General features: G+C 26.7%; 15 protein-coding genes and 1 other annotated feature. Of the genes, 2 read left to right on the top strand and 13 right to left on the bottom strand.

All coding sequences use genetic code 11. From position 1 onward, the window contains the following. Positions 1–33: 33 nt before the first annotated feature. Positions 34–966, bottom strand: a complete 933-nt coding sequence (locus QOZ84_RS02895; protein WP_284131457.1) for a DNA-processing protein DprA — start codon at positions 964–966, stop codon at positions 34–36. A gap of 322 nt (positions 967–1,288) precedes the next feature. Between QOZ84_RS02895 and QOZ84_RS02900 the strand changes: the two genes are divergently transcribed. Then, positions 1,289–4,450 carry a DEAD/DEAH box helicase gene (locus QOZ84_RS02900; RefSeq protein ID WP_284131458.1) on the top strand — a complete coding sequence of 1,054 codons (3,162 nt, stop codon included), beginning with the start codon at positions 1,289–1,291 and terminating at the stop codon, positions 4,448–4,450. Positions 4,451–4,509: 59 nt separating this feature from the next. Here the strand turns inward: QOZ84_RS02900 and QOZ84_RS02905 are convergent, their stop codons facing one another. The 10 genes from QOZ84_RS02905 to QOZ84_RS02950 form a co-directional block, all read right to left on the bottom strand. Then, complete coding sequence (locus QOZ84_RS02905; protein ID WP_284131459.1) at positions 4,510–5,232, bottom strand: amino acid ABC transporter ATP-binding protein; 723 nt, start codon at positions 5,230–5,232, stop codon at positions 4,510–4,512. A gap of 2 nt (positions 5,233–5,234) precedes the next feature. Continuing rightward, positions 5,235–5,966, bottom strand: coding sequence for an amino acid ABC transporter permease (locus QOZ84_RS02910; protein WP_284131460.1), 732 nt, complete (start codon positions 5,964–5,966; stop codon positions 5,235–5,237). Between the two features lie 18 nt (positions 5,967–5,984). Next, positions 5,985–6,782 (bottom strand): transporter substrate-binding domain-containing protein, encoded by a 798-nt coding sequence (locus tag QOZ84_RS02915; RefSeq protein ID WP_284131461.1) that lies wholly within the window; start codon positions 6,780–6,782, stop codon positions 5,985–5,987. Between the two features lie 229 nt (positions 6,783–7,011). Next, positions 7,012–7,221, bottom strand: a binding site (T-box leader). 72 nt (positions 7,222–7,293) lie between these two features. After that, on the bottom strand, positions 7,294–9,006 hold the full coding sequence (locus tag QOZ84_RS02920) for a PAS domain-containing sensor histidine kinase (protein ID WP_284131462.1): 1,713 nt from the start codon (positions 9,004–9,006) through the stop codon (positions 7,294–7,296). A gap of 128 nt (positions 9,007–9,134) precedes the next feature. After that, complete coding sequence (locus tag QOZ84_RS02925) at positions 9,135–11,678, bottom strand: ABC transporter permease (RefSeq protein ID WP_284131463.1); 2,544 nt, start codon at positions 11,676–11,678, stop codon at positions 9,135–9,137. Further along, on the bottom strand, positions 11,678–12,358 hold the full coding sequence (locus QOZ84_RS02930; RefSeq protein ID WP_284131464.1) for an ABC transporter ATP-binding protein: 681 nt from the start codon (positions 12,356–12,358) through the stop codon (positions 11,678–11,680). The genes QOZ84_RS02925 and QOZ84_RS02930 overlap by 1 nt, the downstream gene beginning before the upstream one ends. A gap of 145 nt (positions 12,359–12,503) precedes the next feature. Then, entirely contained in the window at positions 12,504–13,529 is a 1,026-nt protein-coding gene (locus tag QOZ84_RS02935) for a sensor histidine kinase (RefSeq protein ID WP_284131465.1), read from the bottom strand. Further along, positions 13,522–14,217: a response regulator transcription factor gene (locus QOZ84_RS02940; protein ID WP_284131466.1), complete on the bottom strand. Its 696-nt coding sequence runs from the start codon at positions 14,215–14,217 to the stop codon at positions 13,522–13,524. Before QOZ84_RS02940 ends, QOZ84_RS02935 begins: the two co-directional genes overlap by 8 nt. A gap of 235 nt (positions 14,218–14,452) precedes the next feature. Further along, positions 14,453–16,321, bottom strand: coding sequence for a hypothetical protein (locus QOZ84_RS02945; RefSeq protein WP_284131467.1), 1,869 nt, complete (start codon positions 16,319–16,321; stop codon positions 14,453–14,455). A gap of 28 nt (positions 16,322–16,349) precedes the next feature. Next, the gene (locus tag QOZ84_RS02950; protein WP_284131468.1) at positions 16,350–18,425 is read right to left on the bottom strand and encodes an efflux RND transporter permease subunit; all 2,076 of its coding nucleotides are present in this window, start codon (positions 18,423–18,425) and stop codon (positions 16,350–16,352) included. 155 nt (positions 18,426–18,580) lie between these two features. Between QOZ84_RS02950 and QOZ84_RS02955 the strand changes: the two genes are divergently transcribed. Further along, positions 18,581–19,150 (top strand): DUF2238 domain-containing protein, encoded by a 570-nt coding sequence (locus tag QOZ84_RS02955; protein WP_284131469.1) that lies wholly within the window; start codon positions 18,581–18,583, stop codon positions 19,148–19,150. 39 nt (positions 19,151–19,189) lie between these two features. Here the strand turns inward: QOZ84_RS02955 and QOZ84_RS02960 are convergent, their stop codons facing one another. Beyond that, positions 19,190–19,852: a TetR/AcrR family transcriptional regulator gene (locus QOZ84_RS02960; protein ID WP_284131470.1), complete on the bottom strand. Its 663-nt coding sequence runs from the start codon at positions 19,850–19,852 to the stop codon at positions 19,190–19,192. Between the two features lie 65 nt (positions 19,853–19,917). Continuing rightward, positions 19,918–20,520: a hypothetical protein gene (locus QOZ84_RS02965; protein ID WP_284131471.1), complete on the bottom strand. Its 603-nt coding sequence runs from the start codon at positions 20,518–20,520 to the stop codon at positions 19,918–19,920. Positions 20,521–20,538 lie beyond the last annotated feature (18 nt).

Here is a 20,538-nt window from a genome sequence, read left to right on the forward strand (position 1 = left end):
TTTTTCTACATTTTTAGCCTTTATGCTAAATTATTACTTTAATTTTAGTTGTTGAGTATATTCTCTAATATTTTTGTCTTTATATAATTTATTAAATTTATTTATTTCTAATTTAAATGCATTTAAATCGTTCTCGTCTTTAATTGTCATACATCTATTTTCTTTAATTAGCTTTTGATTCCCACTACAATCAATATCTAAGCATGCTAGAACTTTTTTTTGATTTATAGCAAAATTAGCAGTATGCATAGTTCCACCTTTAATACTGCTCTCACATACTATAACTCCGCTACTTAATCCACTTTGAATTCTATCTCTTTCTATAAAATTATTTTTAAAAGCATGTGTTCCAATAGGGTATTCACTAACTAAGCATCCATTATTTTTTAATATATCATATGCTAGTTTTTCATTTATACTTGGATATGTATTATCTAGCCCACATGGTAATACAGCAACACTATTTCCATTTACATCTACACACCCTCTGTGAGCTTGTTCATCACACCCTATCGCTAAACCACTTACAACACTATAGTTTTGTCTTCCAAATATAGTCCCTAATTTATAAGCGCCTTTTAAGCCATCTAAATCAGCTTTCCTACTTCCTACAATTGCAATAGAACTATCATTTTTCAAACTATCGTAATTGCCTTTGTAAAAAAGCATTGTAGGTGGATTTTCTATACTTTTTAGTTTATTTGGAAAGTTATTATTTAATATATCTATATATTTTATATTTAATTTTTGAGAATCTCTAATTATTGTTTCGCTTTTATTTATTGATTCTTTTATCTGCTCTATCGTTGGAATTACTATACGTTTATTAACACTTTTCATTTCTATAAACATATCTAATAAATCACTTTCGTCTTTAGGGTTATCCATCATATTTTCTATAAAATATAATATAGTTTTTTTCCCGACTTTGGGTAAGCAAGATAAAGTTAATACTAGATTTTTCATATTAAAAACTCTCCTAATTCACATTGTAATTTTATACGACTTATCTTCCCCCTTAAATTTATGTATTATTACATAAACGCATATAATATACAATCAAATCAAAATGCTAAATATACTTTATATTTGTTTATATTTATTTTTTATTAAGGCAATTTTAACTTGTATAAACATAGTAAGTTGTAGTATATTAAAGGTTCATGGATTTATTAAAAACACCTAATATTATTTTTAATAAATCCATGTGTTTTTAATATTTTTGTGTAATTTAAAATGTTATAGACTATAATATTGTATATACACAATGAGGGTAAGGTGAAATTAATTGAACTTTAAAGAAATACAAGATTTAATAAAATCAAAAACGGAGCCAACTCGATGGATGAGAGGAATTAAATATTTCAATAAAAAGTTAGTCGATCATGTTACGTTTAATATAGATGAAGATAAAATTTGTTTTGAAGGAATTTGTGAATCGGAATATTACAATGAGGTTTATCCAAATTCTATAGCTGTAGATACTAAAGAATTAAAAATAGTTCATGCTAGATGCACTTGTGAGGACTTTAGATCAAGAACTAAAAATAACCGTCTCGTTATATGCAAGCACTTAGCTGCAACTTCTATATATGGACTACAGCTTGCAAAAAAAGATTATGCTAACGGCTTAGTTTCTCAAATTAAAGAAAAAAATCCTATTATAAAAGTCCCTATATTACCTAATAAACAACTACTATTTTACTTTGATGACACTAAAAGAGAATTAGTTAATCTAGAAGTGAACATATTAATTGAAAAGAATAAAATATATGCAGATTTTAAAATAGGTCAAGATAAAATGTATGTATTAAAGAACTTAAAAGATTTTGCATATGCAAAGTCTAAAAATATACCTTTAGAATATGGTAAAAACTTTAATTATAATCCAAACATTCATTATTTTTATCCAGATGATGAATATTTAATAGATATTATCGAAAATTACGGAAATAACTTAGCATCACATTTAAGTGTTTCTAGCCCTAAGCTGATGCGTATCGGAAGAAGCGAATTTAAATTATTTTTAGAAACTTTAAAAAATAAGCCTTTTACACTTAATTTTAACAATGAAATATACAGTCCTAAAATAATAAAGGATGTACTTCCGATTTCTTTTGATGTTAAAAATGACGATGGGAAAATACTTCTTACATCTAATGACGACTTACCTGTTCCAATAACTGATAAAGGTGATGTTTTATTATACAATGACAATTTATATTTACTTTATGGAGAACAAGTTCTAAATTACAATAGAATATATTCAATTATTAATGAAACTAAAGACATCGTTTTTGAAAAGGAAGATACTCAAGGAGTTTTAAGCAATTTAATTCCTAAAATATCTCAGTTTTCTAATAACGTAAAAATAGCTGATGATATAAAAGACAACATAATAAGTGATTTTAACACAGAGTTTTATTTTGATTTAAAGGGATCTAATATAATTTGCGATTTAAAGTTTGTTTATAATGATGAAAATGGTAAAAAGTTCATCTTAAAGGACTTAGAAAAAGAAAATAGTATGAAAAATAAACTTATTAATTTAAGTTTTATTTTAGATAATAAGACTTATGTATTTAAAGGTAATGACTTAGACCTATATGCTTTACTTAATGAAGAAATAATAAATCTTAAAAACTTTGGGGATGTTTTTTATTCAGATAAATTCAAAGCTAAAAAAATATATAATGCATCTTCTATTAAAGCATCTTTAAGAGATGGTGTTGAAGGTTATCTAGAGTTTTCTTTTGATATAGAAGATATCAATCAAGATGAGTATAAAGATATATTATTATCTTTTAAAAATAAAAGTAAGTTTTATAAACTTAAAAACGGAAACTTCTTAAACTTAGAAGAAAATCAAACTAAAGACTTTTTTGAACTTCTTGAAAATTTAGATTTAATTGGTGCTGATAATATATCTAAAATTCACAACAGCAAAATGTTATATCTAAATGATATGTTTGAACATAAAAGTTTAGATTTTATAACTGGAAGAGAATTAGTAAAAGATATTTCCAAGAAATTCGAAAATTTAAAGACATTAAAACTAGAAGTTCCAAAAGAACTTGATGCTACACTACGTGATTATCAAGTATCAGGTCTTAATTGGTTTAACACCCTAGACCACTATGAATTTGGCGGAATACTTGCTGATGAAATGGGTCTTGGTAAAACACTACAAGCTATTAGTTTTTTATTATCTAAAAAACCTAAAAATTGTAAGAGTTTAATAATTACTCCTACTTCACTTATATATAACTGGAAAAATGAATTTGAAACATTCTCTCCAACTATGAATGTTTTACTAATACATGGAAGCAAAAAAGAACGTGAAAAAGCATTTGAAGAAATGGAGAATTATGACGTAGTTATAACAACTTATGGCACTCTTAGAAATGACTTAGATAGCTACAAAAAAACAGTCTTTGACTACTGCATAATAGATGAGGCTCAAAACATAAAAAACCCAGTTGCACTAAGTACCGAGGCTGTAAAAAGTGTTAATGCTAAAGTTAGATTTGCATTAACTGGTACTCCTATTGAGAATAATTTAATGGAGCTTTGGTCAATCTTTGACTTTATAATGCCAGGATATTTATATAATAGAAGTAAATTCCAAAATTTATTTATATACAATGAAAACAATGGTTATAATTTAAAAAAATTAATAAAACCTTTTATATTAAGAAGAACTAAATGTGAAGTTATGAAAGAACTTCCTGATAAAATAGAAAGAAAGTTCTTCGTTGAGTTAAATAAGGACCAAAGAAAAATATATAGTGCTTATGTATCTGAACTTAGCGAAAAAATAAACAATAAAGACATAAAAAAAGACAGAATAGTAATTTTTTCTTATCTTATGAAGTTAAGACAACTTTGTTTAGACCCCAAGATACTTTTAGAGGATTATAACAAAAAAAGTTCAAAGATAGATACAGCAATAGAACTTTTAAATACATATATAGCTGACAATCACAAAATACTTTTATTCTCTCAATTTACATCAGTACTTAAAAGCTTAGGTGATGAACTTAATAAAAATAATATCTCTTATTCTTATATAGATGGTAAAACTCCTGCTAAAAAAAGACTAAGTTTAGTTAATGAATTTAATGAAGGAAATGAAAATAAAGTATTTTTAATTTCATTAAAAGCCGGTGGTACAGGGCTTAATTTAACTAGTGCAGATGTTGTTATACACTTTGACCCTTGGTGGAATCCATCAGTTGAAAATCAAGCAAGTGATAGAGCTCATAGATTTGGTCAAAAAAATTCTGTTGAAGTTATAAAACTTATTGCAAAAGGTACTATAGAAGAAAAAATAGTAAAACTCCAAGAAAGCAAAAATGAACTTATCAACGAATTTATCAATGGAGATCTTTCTAATCAAAACGTATTAAAAAGTCTTTCTGATAAAGATATAATCGAACTTTTTGCTTAAATAAACTCAAATTAAAAGGAAGTAGCTAGTTGCTACTTCCTTTTAAAATATAAAATATTTTATATTACTTTGCTTAAAAAGTCTTTAGTTCTTCCTTCTTTTGTATTATCAAATACTTCAGTAGGTGTTCCTTCTTCAACTATATATCCACCATCCATAAATACAACTTTAGTTGCAACTTCCTTTGCAAATCCGATTTCATGAGTTACTACTACCATTGTAGTTCCTTCTTTTGCAAGTTCTTTCATAACATCTAAAACTTCTTTTACCATTTCAGGGTCTAGTGCTGAAGTTGGTTCATCAAATAACATAACATCAGGTTGCATAGCAAGTGATCTTGCTATTGCTATTCTTTGCTTTTGTCCTCCAGATAATTGTGATGGATATGCATATTTTTTATCTATAAGTCCTACTCTTTGTAAAAGTTGTTCTCCGATTTTTATAGCATCTTCTTTATCCATTTTTTTGCCTTTAATTGGTGCGAAAGTTATATTATCGATAACAGACATATTCGGAAATAAATTAAAGTTTTGAAAAACCATTCCTATATTTTGTCTAGCTTTATTTATATCACAATTTTTATCTAATATATTTTTTCCTTCAAATATTACTTCTCCATCATTTGGAGTTTCTAATAAGTTCATACATCTTAAAAGAGTACTTTTCCCACTTCCGCTAGGTCCTAGTATTGCTACTATTTCTCCTTTTTTAACATTCATATCTATATTTTTTAAAACTTCTAATTTTCCAAATTTCTTTTTTAGATTTTTTATCTTTATCATATTTAAGCCTCCTCTATAACTTTTTTAGTGCTTACCTTACTATCAAATAAAACAAAGTTTTTAGACTCACTATTTCCTAACTTAGATTCAAATACTCCAACTAACTTTGATAAACTAAATGTAAGTACAAAGTATATTATAGATGCAACTATTAGTGGCTCAAATGCTAAGTATGTGCTTCCTTTAACTGTATCTGCGCTATACATTAAATCATGTATCCCAATTATTGATGCTATTGATGATTCCTTAACTAATACTATAAATTCATTTGCAAGTGCAGGTAATACATTTTTTAATGCCTGTGGTATTATTACATGTTTCATACTAGTTGAATAATCAAGACCTAAAGAACGACTAGCTTCCATTTGACCTTTATCTATTGATTGAATACCAGATCTTAAAATTTCAGCTATATATGCACTTGAGTTTATAGATAGTGCAATTACTGCTGCTATATAATCTGATGTTATTGGTCCTATGCTTGGAAATTGAATTCCAAGCGTAGGTAGACCAAAGTAAATTATATATAATTGAATAAGCAGTGGTGTTCCTCTTAAAAACTCTATATATGCACCAGATATAAATTTAATTATTTTAACTTTAGATAATCTTCCTAAACATACTATAGTACCTATCATAAATCCTAATATTAAAGTAGATAAAGATATCATTATAGTAATCTTTGTTCCATCTATGAAAAATTGCGAATATTCCTTTAAAAAACCGAAATCCATATTAACTTCCTCCTTGTATTATTGAGATAGCTTAGTTGCTTCATCAACAAATTTTTGTATTTTATTTTCTTTTTTTAATGAGCCTAAAATGTCATTAGTTTTTTTAATTAAAGAATAGTCCTCTGATTTTTTAGTTGCTATTGCTGAACCTTCTTCTTTATCTTGACCTAAATCTATATTTGCAAAAACTATTTCTGGATATTCTTTTAAGTAACCACCAACAGCATCTTTACTAACTACAACTGCATCAACATTTGAATTTTTAAGTTCTAATATTATATCAGGTATTTTTGAAAGAGACTTAATGTTTGTAGCTCCTATATTATCTTTTGCAAATCCTTCTTGTATCGAAGATTTTTGAACTCCTATTTTAATATTTTTTAAACTTTCTACAGTCTTATATTTTTCTAAATCATCTTTTTTAATTAATATAGCATTTTCTCCATTATAGTAAACATCTGTAAAGTTTACAGCTTTCTTTCTTTCCTCTGTTGGGCTCATTCCTGCAACTACCATGTCTATATTTTGAGATTGTAATGCTGGCAATAATCCGTCAAATTTCATATCTTTTATTTCTAATTCTACACCTATTTCCTTGGCAATTTCTTTTGCTATTTCCATCTCAAATCCTACCACAGTATCTTTTCCATCTATTTTTTTGTGAAACTCGTACGGTGGATAATCCGCACTTGTACCTATTACTAACTTTCCTTTTTCTTTTATTGATTCTAACTGACTACTTTCCTCTTTTTGAGAACATCCTACTAAACTAAAACTTAAAACACCTACTAAAATTCCTAACGCTGCCTTTTTCATAATATTACCTCCTATTTGTTATTGATTATTATTTGAGAATACAATTTTAATTGTATCCCGATTTTTAAGAATTCACTTTATTTGGGTATTAAAAAGTCCCTTAGCCTAAAAGGCTAAGAGACGAAATTATCCGTGGTACCACTCTTATTGATAAGTAACAATAATATAGATACGCGAATTAAACAAAAATAATATATTTCTGTATTAAAAAAGTCCCTTGGCTATAAAGCCAAGAGACGAAAATTTCCGCGTTACCACTCTTATTGATAAGTATACTTATCCTCTCAATCTCTTAAGGCGAGAACACCTATTGCCATACTATTATTTCAGGCAATCTCCTCCAAAGCTCTCTTCGTAATAAATTTCATTGTTAGGCTCACACCAATCCCCAACTCGCTGAAACTCCATTTAACACTACTCTCTTTTTCTAAGGATTTCTTTTTATTATTTTGTAATATAAATATAATTATAATCGATTTATAAAAAATGTCAACTACTTTTTAAAAACAAATTACATTCCATATATATCCGAAAATTCTATATTACACATTTCAATTTTATTGTTATCACATATATAATTATAATTTTTATTTATTTCATTTTCCTCACAATGTGTTGCTTTGTTTGGCAAAGAAAACTCAAAATTAGTTCCTACTCCTTTTGTACTATACACAGTTATTTTCCCACCATGCATCTCAACCAAAGACTTTACTAAGGATAGGCCTATTCCACTGCCCTCACATTTTTTTGTCAACTTCTTATCATCTTGTACAAATCTATTGAATATAATTGGAAGTTTATCCTTAGATATACCCTCTCCATCATCCCTTACAGATATAGTTATCTTTTCTTCATCAACCTGTAAATCAACATATATATTTCCATTTTTATTTGTATATTTAATAGAATTTGACAATAGATTAAGTAAAATTCTTTCTATTTTTTCTGGATCACAAGCTATAATTTTTTCTTCACAATTAGTATCAAATATAAGTTCTATCCCTTTTCCTTCAATATATTGAGCAACTGACAAAGTTATTTCTTCTACAATATTTACTATATCATGATTTGCAAGCTTAAGTTCATAATATCCATTATTGATTCTAGTCATATCTATAAGGTTGTTTACTAATCTCAAAAGCCTATATGAATTTTGTCTTATTAATTTCATATGCCTACTCAAGTTTGTATTTTCATTCCAGTATATATTTTCATCATTAATATTTCTATCTACTAATTGTACTGTTCCCAAAATTATATTAAGAGGTGTTTTGAATTCATGGGACATATTAGCAAAAAATTCATTCTTTATACTTTCTAAATGCACAGTTTCTTCTAGTTTTTTCCTTTGTTTCTCCTGCTCTTTTTCTTTAGTGATATCCCTAGTTGTAAATGCAAATACATTTTTTTCCTTTACTAATTTGAAATTCCACCTAAACCATTTATATTCATTATTTTTACATATTATTTTATTTTCAACAACAACTATATCTTCATTATCGCTATTTAATATTTTACATAATTTATCTTTGTGGCCCTCATGAACCAAGTGTAAAATATTAGATTCTAATATTTCTTGTTCACTCCACCCTAAATAACTTGTCCAATTTTGACCTACTGTTTTTAAATATCCATTATTATCCATCACACCTGCTATATCCGCTGATATTTGTAAGAGTAATTCAAAATCTTTTTTCATTAGTTCTATTTTATATATCTCACCAAGTATTTGTTCTATACATTGTTTTATATCTATATCTTTAAGTATTTCTTCAAGCGGCGTACCTTGTTCTACCTTTTTTAGTAAAGAAATTAAAGTTGATATTGATTTTTCACTTCCTTTAATTTCCTTTTTTATATTATCTTCCATTGTTTTATTTTTTAGGTTTTTTTTATAATCTATCATTTCAATATTATCACTTGAAACAAAAACTACATCTTTACTATAAAAGCATCCGTTTGTAATTTTACCTTTTAATTTGAATTCTCTATCTTCTATATATAATATTAAATCTAAGTTTAGTACTTCATCTTTTTTTATATCATTTATTTTGCAACTTATAGACTTATTATCTATTTTAGTATCACTACTTATTTGTACTTTGTCTATATCACTTTCACTACATTTCAGTTTATTTAAGAGTTTTTTATTGCAAAACATAATTTCAAGTTTTTTATTTAAAATAAATATATAGCTATCTATACTATCTAAAAATCGATTCATAATATACCTCCGTAAAGCATTCTCTTTCTATAATTCTACATTTTTAGATATATCCCTTGTTATTTTTTTATTTTATAAAAAAATACCTCTTAAATAAGATGTTTTATTTAAGAGGTATTGCTTTTTTGCTATATATTATCTCTCAATTCTTCAACTACACTTTGTTTATTTATTTTCTTATAACATACACAAGGAACAATTCCTGCCATTATTAATAGTATAAATATCGATACTATTATTGGCAATATTCTAAAGCTATAACTAAAGAAACTTATAGCGCCTGCCATTATATCCACTCCAAAATATGTTATTGGTGTTCCAACAATTAATATAACTCCTGCTGTAATTAAACAATAGTCTAGAGCTTCTAAAATAAGCATCTTTTTAATTTGTTTCTTAGTCATACCTATGCTATTTAACATAGCTAATTCTTTTTTTCGAGATAAAATACTTGTAGCTATAACATTTATAAAGTTAAGTACACCTATTATACCTACTATAAGACTAAGTCCGTATCCAACATTTTCATAGCTTTTAATCATATCATTAAATGCTCTCATATAAGTTGCTTTAGATCTGTAATCAAATGATGGATTGCTAGTGCTTAATCCTTTGAAGTAATCTTCTGTTTCTTTTACATTTTTATCATCTACATCAAACATAGCAGTCATTATAGTGTGCTCATCAGTTGTTTTTTTAAATTCTTCTGATGGTAAATACCCTGAAAATGCTGGAAATGAATCTCCTGAATATAAATACAGCGGTAAGTAATTTACTACAGCCATAACTTCATATTGTTTGGATTTCCCATTTTTGAACGGTATCTCTACTTTATCTCCTACATTTACAATATCTCCTAATTGATAACTAGTTAATGATATTATATACTTTCCAGTCTTAAACTTTTCATAATCAAATTTACCTTGAACTACAAACTTATCAAGAATTTTATATATACCTTCATCTACTCCATAATAATCTGCTAATATTTTTTTACTTTCTTTCATTCTATTAACTGAGTCCATATTATCTTTATCAATTGAATCAATGTTCTTATCTATATTTACTTCCATTGAATGAGTAAATGGTATTTTAAGTATATTTCCATCTATCTTATTTTCATCTACTCTATAATACATCTTATTTACAGTCTTAACACCTTTTTTGCTTTCTATTTCCTTACATAAATCTTCAGTAACTGCATCTAAATGTCCTTCAAAAGCTTTCGCTCTATAAAAACTTGTATCTCCTATTGTAAAATCAGTACCTATAAAATCTTTTAGATACTTATCACTGTCAAATCCAGATACTATTGTATATACAGTGTTTAAAACTATTATACTAAGTGATAAAGATGCTATAACTATTATTGCCTTACTTTTATTTCTAAATATATTAGAAATTGCCATTTTATAAATTTTTGCTCCGTTAGAAGATTTCTTAAATTTCTTTTTAGATACTGTGTTTACTCCACTATATCTTACAGCTTCTATTGGCAATGTTTTTGACGCTATTTTAGCTGGTTTGTAGGCACTTATAATAGCTGTTATCAATGAAAATATAGAAGAACCCACAAATATTATTGGACTTGCAGAAATTTTTATAAATTCTATTGTTGTATTGCCTATAACTAATGGAGCCAAAACCACCCCTACTATATATCCTAAAATCAAACCAATTGGTATACCTATAATAGATAATATTAATGCCTGTTTTATTACTATTTTTTTTATTTGTTTTTTGGTAGATCCTATCGTTCTTAGTAAACCATAAAATTTAGTATCTTTTACTACACTTATATAAAATATATTGTATATTATTAAATATCCTGCTAATCCTATAATTCCAAGTAGTGAAATAGCAGCTATTATAGGTTCTGTTTCCTTAGACATCTCAGTACTAGCATAAGCCCAGTTTATTCCTATATCTATATTTTTACTGTCGTATCCACTTTCTTTTATTATTTTTAATAATTTACCTTTTATATCAAATGAATTAGAAAAATTAACGTCTAAATTTATTAATCCCCATTGTTTCTTTTGTTTTTTAAGTTCATTTTCATTTATCCCTTTAAGACTATTATTTAAAAATCCTTTTGATATGTATACTCTACTTGCATTACTTACAGTATCACCTTTATATATCCCACTTACTATAAAGTCCTTATTATAAGTTTTTTCATTTATTTTGTAAGTTAAGTTTATTTTTTGATTTATTTCATGTGGTTTTTTCAACATATCAAGTACAAATGTATCAACCAATATTTCATTTTCTTTATCAGGCATATCTCCTTTTATTGGAGTTGAAAAACAAGCATCTACATGTTTTCTATCACCATAGTTAATTTCAATTGACCTTTTTGCAAATTCTTTATTTTCTGCAATTCCAAGAAATACACTTGATATATATTCTTTTACTAATTTGTGTTCTTTTATTTTTTCATATTCTGCCTTAGTTAAGTCCTTAAATGCACCATGATAAGTAGTTCCAACTGCTCTCATTTTGCTATATTCAGTTGACTTTAAATTACTCATACCTACAGTAAATAATGATGTGAAAAGTAATGTTGTAAGTGCTATTGAAATAATTGCAAATATATTTCTACTTTTATTTGATTTAAAAGATTTTTTAGATATTTTATTTATTATTTCTTTATTGGTATTTCCTATCATTACTTACTCACCGCCCCAGACACTATCTTTCCATCTTCAATTCTTATTATTCTATCACTCATCTGGGCGATTTCTTCATTGTGAGTAATAATAACTATGGTTTGGTCAAATCTTTCGCTCATAGTTTTTAAAAGTCCAACTACATCTTGACTTGTCTTACTGTCTAAGTTACCTGTTGGCTCATCAGCAAGTATTATACTTGGTTTAGTGGCTAAAGCTCTAGCTATTGCAACTCTTTGCTGTTGACCACCTGATAGATTGTTTGGTAAGTTATTTATTTTATCTTTTAACCCAAGTGTGTTTATAACAGTATCTACATATTCATTATCTATCTTATTTCCATCAAGTTCTATTGGAAGAACTATATTTTCATATACATTTAAGATTGGTATTAGATTAAATTGTTGAAACACAAACCCTATTTCTCTACGTCTAAAAATAGTAAGTTCATCATCATTTAGCTTGAATATATCATTCCCACTTATATTCACGCTTCCTTCACTAGCCATATCAAGCCCACCTATCATATGTAATAGTGTACTTTTACCACTTCCAGAAGTTCCAACAATCGAAACAAACTCGCCTTTTTGAACTTCAAAATCTATTCCGTCTAGCGCTTTTACAAGATTTTCATCTTTTCCATAATATTTTTTTAAGTTTTTAGCTTGTACCATTAACATCTTTTTTCCCCCTAAAGTTTCTGCATATCAAAAGTTTTATCAATTTTCTATGTTATAAATATATCAATAGATTCTAACAAACTACTGTCTCAAATATAACAGTTATGACATATTTATATTAGATTGATAAATACAATTAATATTTTCAACTAGGTAAATATATGGAGAAATTAGAACCTTGTCCAATTTGAGATTCTACCTTTATGTAACCACCTTGCTTAGAAATTATTGTCCTTGCAAGATATAGTCCCACTCCTACTCCTTCATGTTGTTTTGCATTTTTGCATCTATAAAACCGTTTAAAAATATTATTTATTTCGCTTTCTTCTATCCCAATCCCATTGTCTTTTATGTCTATTCTTTTAAACAATTCATAGCTTTTTGCACATATTTCAATTTTCGAGTTTTCCATACTGTACTTTATAGCATTTTCTAAAATATTTACAATAGCTTCTATAGTCCACTTGCTGTCATAGTTTGCACTTATATTTTTATCTGCATCTACTTTTATCTCTATATTTTTCTTATCTGCACTTAAATAAACTTCTTGTACGCTTTTATATATAGTTTTATATATTTTTGAATTACTTTTGCTTAGTTCAATTACTCCACTTTCTAACCTAGACATTTTTATTAAAGATTGAATTAAAAAATTAAGTCTTTCTGATTGTTTTTTTATGTCATAAGCCATCATCTTACTGTTTTCATCTATATTTTTATTTTCTAGTATAAGCTGACTGTACAAAAGTATATTTGATATAGGAGTTTTAGTTTGATGTGATATATCTCCCACTAAAGTTTTTATTTTATTTCTTTCTTTTTCTATGCTTTCTTTGCTTGCTTTATTTATTTTTACATACCTATGTATTTTATTTTCAAAAGATGACAATATATTATCAGCATATCCAGTAACCATGCTTTCTTCATTTATAGCACTGCTTACTATATTTTCTAGATTATTTATAACTTTAACTAATTGCTTTTTTATAGTATAAACAAACATAATTCCCATAATCATTACTAAAATAACAAAAATAAAACTTGCACTTATAGTTATACCTATCCCTCTCATTTGTGACAAAGTTATAAAAAACATAAAAATTATTGATATTAATGCTAACATACACAAAAAACTTAAATATATTTTATTAAAATAGCTATTATCAATCATTTTTTTCACCTCTAACAAAACTGTATCCTATTCCATACACAGTTTTTATGTACTTATGATTTAAGTTTTTATCTTCTATTTTTTGTCTCAATCTTTTTATACTAACTGTTAATGCATTCTCATCTACATACTCTCCGCAATCGCTCCATACACTATCTATTAACTGTTCCCTTGTTAGTACTTGACCCTTATTACTTACCAATATTTTAAGTAGTTTAACTTCTGTTTTGCTTAAAATTATTTGTTCGTTATCTTTAGTAAATTTCATTTTATCAAAATCAAATACCATGTTGTCTACAATGAATGCATTGCTGACAGTATTATCTAATCTCCTTAGTGCAACCATGACCCTAGCCCTTAAAATCATCAAGCTAAACGGCTTTGTTATATAGTCATCAGCTCCTAATTGCAGACCTGTCACTACATCTATTTCCATATCGCAAGCTGTTAAAAATATAATAGAAACATTAGAATTTTTCCTTATTTCTTTACACAAATCAAACCCCGATCCATCAGGTAAATTCACATCTAGTATTATCAAATCAATATTATTTTCATTAAATATTTTTCTTCCCTCGTTTATATCAAATGCTTGTTTTATGTCTATATCCTCTTGCTTAAGAGTAAGCATTATCCCTTTATTTAAGGTTATATCGTCTTCAATTATAAGTATTGTTTTTTTATTCATAAATATTTCCCCTCACGCCCCTTTTTATAACTTTTATTTTTTTATGGTATAAATTAACATAAATAAGTCATAAACATTTTAACATACAAAAAAAATAAAATATACAAATAAAGGTTTCTCTTAAAATAGGTTCTAAAATTTATCAAATAAAATCCTTTCCTTTTTCTACGCACTATTAATATTTTTGCATCAAAAAAGCTCTATCAATATACATTGATAGAGCTAATAAAATTAGCTATTCATTTATCTTCATTATAAACTTAACACTACCATCCATATCTTTGCTTATGCCTGAGAAGTTGTTATATTCTTTAGATAATCTTACAATTTCATCTTTTACATCTAGCAATCCTTCTATATCAGATAATTTTGTGTTTCCTTCTTTGTAAAGTTTATCTAAACCTTCACTTTTTAATTTATTAACTCCTTTATACAAGTCATTACTTCCTTTTGCTAAGTCATTAGTTCCTTTTAATAATTTACTTGAATTAGTATTTAATTGCTTAGTTCCACTTACTAACGTCTTTCCACCTTCAGTTAATTGATTTGCACCTTTATTTAATTCATCAGTTCCTGCTACTAGTTTTTGACTTCCATTTTCTAATGAACTAGTTGCTTGTGATAGTTTTTTAGAACTACTGCTAAGAGTTGAGCCTGCATCTACTAATGAATTAAAATTAGAATAGAAACTAGATGAACCTGAACTTAATTTTCCTAATCCAGCACTTAAACTGTTTGCTCCACTTACTGCACTACTCATTCCGCTTTTTAAGCTACTAAGACCATTTCTTTGCCCTTGTGATACTTGACTTAAAGATCCTGACATTGCTCTTAATTGTCCTGCAGCTTCAGGATTAGTTTCATCTAATGTACTTGCTACGTTGTTTAAGTTTCCTGCTACTTTATCTATACTTCCAGTAGATGCTATTAATGAATCAACTCCACCCGCTCCATTACTTAGCCCTGATTGAAGTGCATTTGCTCCTTCATTAGCACTTTCTATACCACTATGGATACCTGAATATGCTTGATAAAGTTTATTTGTACTACCTACAAAAGAGTCAACTCCATTTGAAAACTTACCTTGTGACTCATTTAATTGTCCAAGCCCACTACTAATGCTCTTTGCACCTTGGTTTAATGTTGGAGTAGCTTTGCTTAATTTACTTATCCCATTGTTTATGTCGTTTGAGCCTTTATCTAATGATTTAACCCCTTTATCAAATTTAGCAAAATTTGAGTTTAGCTCATTATTTCCATCTAATAATTTTTTAGAACCATTTAAAAGTTCATCTCCACCTTTTTTTAACTTATCTAGAGCTTGTGATAAATCGCTTAATGTTGAATTTTCATCAATTCCTTTAAGCTCTGGTAATTGTGGTGTAGCCATTATCATTATACTTGGCATTTCAAATTTTGTAGTTTTTCCTTCTATTACTAATTTATCTTCTAGTTTTAAATATTTTTCTACATCAGTACTTACATCTATTGATTCTTTTAATCCTGGGAAAGATGCAAAGGTCACACTACAATTTTTACCATCATCTTCTAATTCGCCACTATTAATTTTTATATTTTTAAAATTATCTCTTTGTAATAATACCTCTGTTGCTGTTAAAAAAGGAACATACATTTCTTTGTTTTTACCATCTATTTTGCACGTTCTTTTTTCTTTATTTTTTAAATCTACAGTTATTTTAAAGTTACCTGACTTTCCTTTCATATCTTTTGGTGTACTTTCTTTACCATTTAATTGATATTTTATATCTACGTCAATTGGAAGTTGTTTTTTACTGTCGCCCTTATAATATAAGTCTTCCTTGTTAACATTCCAATTTACATTGCTTCCATCTATTATAGGTTTTTCATCACCCTTTACATTAGTTATATTCTTTAAATTACTAACATCTTTAAATTTCCCTAGCTTTTCATCTGAGTTTATCCATGTTGAAACTATACGTTTTTCAACATCCCCATTATTCTTTAATACTACATATACACTTTCATCTTTTTTCATATCCGCAAATGCAAATCCTGTGTTTAAAAACAGCATTAGTGTAGTTAATGTAGCTATTGATTTTTTAGGTAAATTAATTCTTTTCATCTTATATTTCTCCCCCTGTTATATAAAATTAAACTTTACTTTCACAAACTTCAAATCCCTTACTTGTTTTTATAATAAATTTATGACAAACCAATAAAATTGCTGGTAACATAAATATTATTATAAACATACTTATTATAGCTCCCCTTGACATAAGACTGCACAACGCGCTTATCATTTCTAGTTTTGATATAAGCCCAACCCCTATAGTTGCTGAGAAAAATGACAATGCACTTGTTACTATTGATCTTGCACTACTTTGAATAGAAACTGTCATAGCTTCAAATTTATTACTATTTACAGCTAATTCTTCTTTATATCTAGATGTTAACAATATTGCATAGTCAACAGTTGCCCCAAGTTGTATAGTTCCTATTACTATTGATGCTATAAATGGTTCTACCGTACCTGTATAGTAAGGTATGCCCAAATTTATAAAAATAGCGGACTCTATTGCTAAAACCAATATTATTGGAAGTGATATTGATTTAAATACTACTGCTATAATTATAAATATAGCTAGTATTGATACTATATTTACCATTTTAAAGTCTTTATCTGCAATTTTTATTAAGTCATTTGTTAAAGGAGCTTCTCCTCCTATAAGTCCATTTTTATCATATTTATGAACTATTTTATTTAATGCTTCTATTTGTTCTCCACATTCATCAGTTGCCGCTCTATATTCTGAATTTACCATTAACTGCTCATATCCACCTGATTTTACTGCTTTTAATAATTCATCTGGTATTACATCTTGAACCACTCTCGGTCCAATTACTTTCTCAAGTGCCACCACTGAATTTATACCATCTAATTCTTCTATTTCTTTAACCATTTGTTCTACTTTATATGGTTGTAGTGTGTCCTTTACCAAAATAATATTTGTACTATTCATTTTATAATCATTTTTTAATTTATTTGTTGAAATAATAGATTGTAAATCATCAGGCAATGACTCATCTAAGTTATAATAAACCTTTGCATTACTGCTACCTATTATTGAAGGAATAAATAATATTAAAAATAATACTACTAATTTTTTATAATGCTTTACAACTATTTGAGATGTCTTATTAAATGTAGGTAAAATTGTTTTATGTTTGTATTTATGAATTGGTTTATCAAATATTAATATTAAAGATGGAAGTACTGTAACTGTACAAATAACACCCAATAAAACTCCTTTTGCCATTACAAGTCCCATATCCATACCAAGTGCTAAATCCATTACACAAAGTGCTAAAAATCCAGCTATTGTAGTTAATGAACTACCAAATACGGCTGTTACAGTATTGGCTATTGCATTTGCCATTGCTTCTACATGATTATCATACTTTTCTCTTTCCTCATCATACCTATGTAGCAAAAATATTGAGTAATCCATAGTAACGCCAAGCTGTAGGACTGCACTTAAAGCTTTTGTTATATACGAAATTTCACCAAACAGTATATTACTTCCAAAATTATAGATTATAGCAAATCCTATACTTGTTAAAAATATAAATGGTGTAACAAATGAGTCCATTGTAAAGCCTAAAACTATTAAAGTTAATATTACTGCAACTATTACATACAATGGAGTTTCTTTATCTGATATGTCTTTTGTGTCTTTTATTATACTTGCCATTCCACTTAGAAATGTTTGTTTTCCTGATATGTCTCTTATTTTTTCAACTGCATTTAATGTTTTAAGTGCTGCTGAGCCTTCTTCTAATTTTATAACCATCATAGTTGAATTTTTTGCATACAAAAGGTCTTTTATCTCCTTTGGTAACATTTCTTTTGGAACTGATAAATCTAAAAATTCATCCATCCATATAATCTCTTTTACGCCTTCAACATGTGTTAATTTTTCTTTTAACTTAGATACATCTTTGTCTTCCATGTTTTCAACTATAAGCATTGCTAATGAACCACAATCAAAATCTTCTTTTAAAATTTTTTCTGCTTGAGTTGTTGATAAGTTATCTGGCAAGTAACTCAAAATATCATAGTTTATATCGGTGTTTAAAAATCCTATTGCCGATGGTATTAATAATACTATTGCTATTGCTAATATTAATTTACTTTTTTCTGCTATTTTTTTGGATAGCCTCTTCATATAGTATCCCCCCTTAACTTATTAGGCACGCCCAAATAGTTTCATAAATAAATTGTAAATCTAGTACAAGCCTTATGTCAACTAAAACATTTATTTTTTAATATTTTTATTTAAACTACACATAATATATACAAAACAAAAGGTTGGTATATATTATGAAAGATAAAAAAATCAATATATTTAAAATACTACTTTATGCTATATATCTTTTTTCTGTAGTATTTTTTATGTTTAAAAGCGAGTATGGAAAAGTTGGACTAAGTTTACTTTGTTTAGTTATAGTATTCATATTAAGTAAGATTTATTCAAAAAATTTAGATATACTAGATAGAAGTTTATTTATAGCTAGTAATTTATTTATACTATTTTCATTTTTACTAGGTTCTTGTTATAACCTTTATGATAAAATTAAATATTATGACGATTTGCTTCACTTTATATCAGGCTTTATATCTGTTAAAATTGGATGGAATATGTTAAGTGTTGTAAAAAATACAGATATAAATAATAATAAACTATTAATTTTTATTATTATTTTATTCTTCAGTATGGGAATCTCTTCTATATGTGAATTATCTGAATATGCGTTAGATGTTTTATTTAAGATGGGTACACAGTCTGGTGGGTTAAAAGATACTATGCACGATATGATTGATGCTCTAGCTGGGAGTTGTATAATGATTTTATATTACACTAAAAGTAAATTCAAAAATAATATCAAATAAATAAAAGCTGTGATTTTAATGAAAAATCACAGCTTTTATTTATATTTCAACTATATGAACATTTTTTATTATTTTATCTATATCTATTATTTTTACTTCTGCTTTGCATTTAGATATTATTTTACTTACATCTTCATGGCTTATATTTAATAAAAGTAGTCTTGTTTTTATAGTACTTTCTATTATTTCCTCTAATTCTAATAATATATCTTTATTATAGAAACTTCGTAAAAGTTCATCTTCTCCCGCTGAACCTATTATTATGCTTAAATTTACATCTCTTTGATTAAAATTACAATTAAATGCTTTCAAATTTTCATTTAATATTGCTTTTATTGTTTTTATGTATTCTTTCCTAACTGTAGTAGTTTCTGATGCCTGTATATACATCCTAAACAAAGCTTTATTCGTTACTATTACTTTTATATAAACATATTGAATTATAGCATAACTTATCAGTGGGTCTATTGCTTCATTTTTGGTTTCCTTTATAAAGGAATGTATTTGTTGTATAAGGTTTTTATATAAATACAAGACAATGTCTTCTTTTTTCTTAAAATAATAATATAAATGTCCCCTACCTAAATCACATTCATCAGCTATTTGTCTGATAGTAGTCTTTGTATATCCTTGTTCTATAAAAAGTCTTGAAGATACTTTAATTATTTTATTTCTTATGTCTTCTTTATTATCTAGTTCCATTTTCTACCCCCATGTTTACTTTATTATAAAGCATTGAAAATATTAAGTTTTCAACACTATTTTTTCTACATAACTATGGTTAATATCTTTACCCAATAAACAATCATTGTGATAGTTGTAAGATACTCAACAAATTTTATATTAATTTCAAAATTAATCAAGTAATTTAATAACTTTGGTTTTATAAATTTTGCAAATACAGCAAATATTAATACCAATACCCCTATTATAACACCAAAACTATGCATACTTATTGGCTTGTTTATACTTTCTAATATACCAACTAAAATAATAAGTAAGAATATATTAATTATAGAATACAAAAAAAATCCATATGTTTCATATCTTAGTATATTCTTTTCAAAGAATTCTTTGTCTTGGAAGTTTAATATATCTGGTAACACTTTTTCTATTTTTATAAATTCAAATTCTTTATTATATACGCCAACCTCAACTAAATATAGCGTTAACTCTTCTTGTTTATGTAATAGTTTTTCATCATATATTTTTTTTATTTTGAATATATCTATATTTAAATTTTTACTTAATTCCTTTTTTATTATATTTTTAACATCATCTGACTTTTTTATTTTTATATAAAAACTACTTTCATATAGTAATATTTCATCCCATTGATTTTTAACGATGACACCTATATAGTCTTCCATAAAATCCCACCTATTGTT

The organism is Romboutsia sedimentorum (genome assembly GCF_030131845.1).
GTDB classification, from domain to species: Bacteria; Bacillota; Clostridia; order Peptostreptococcales; family Peptostreptococcaceae; genus Romboutsia_D; species Romboutsia_D sedimentorum.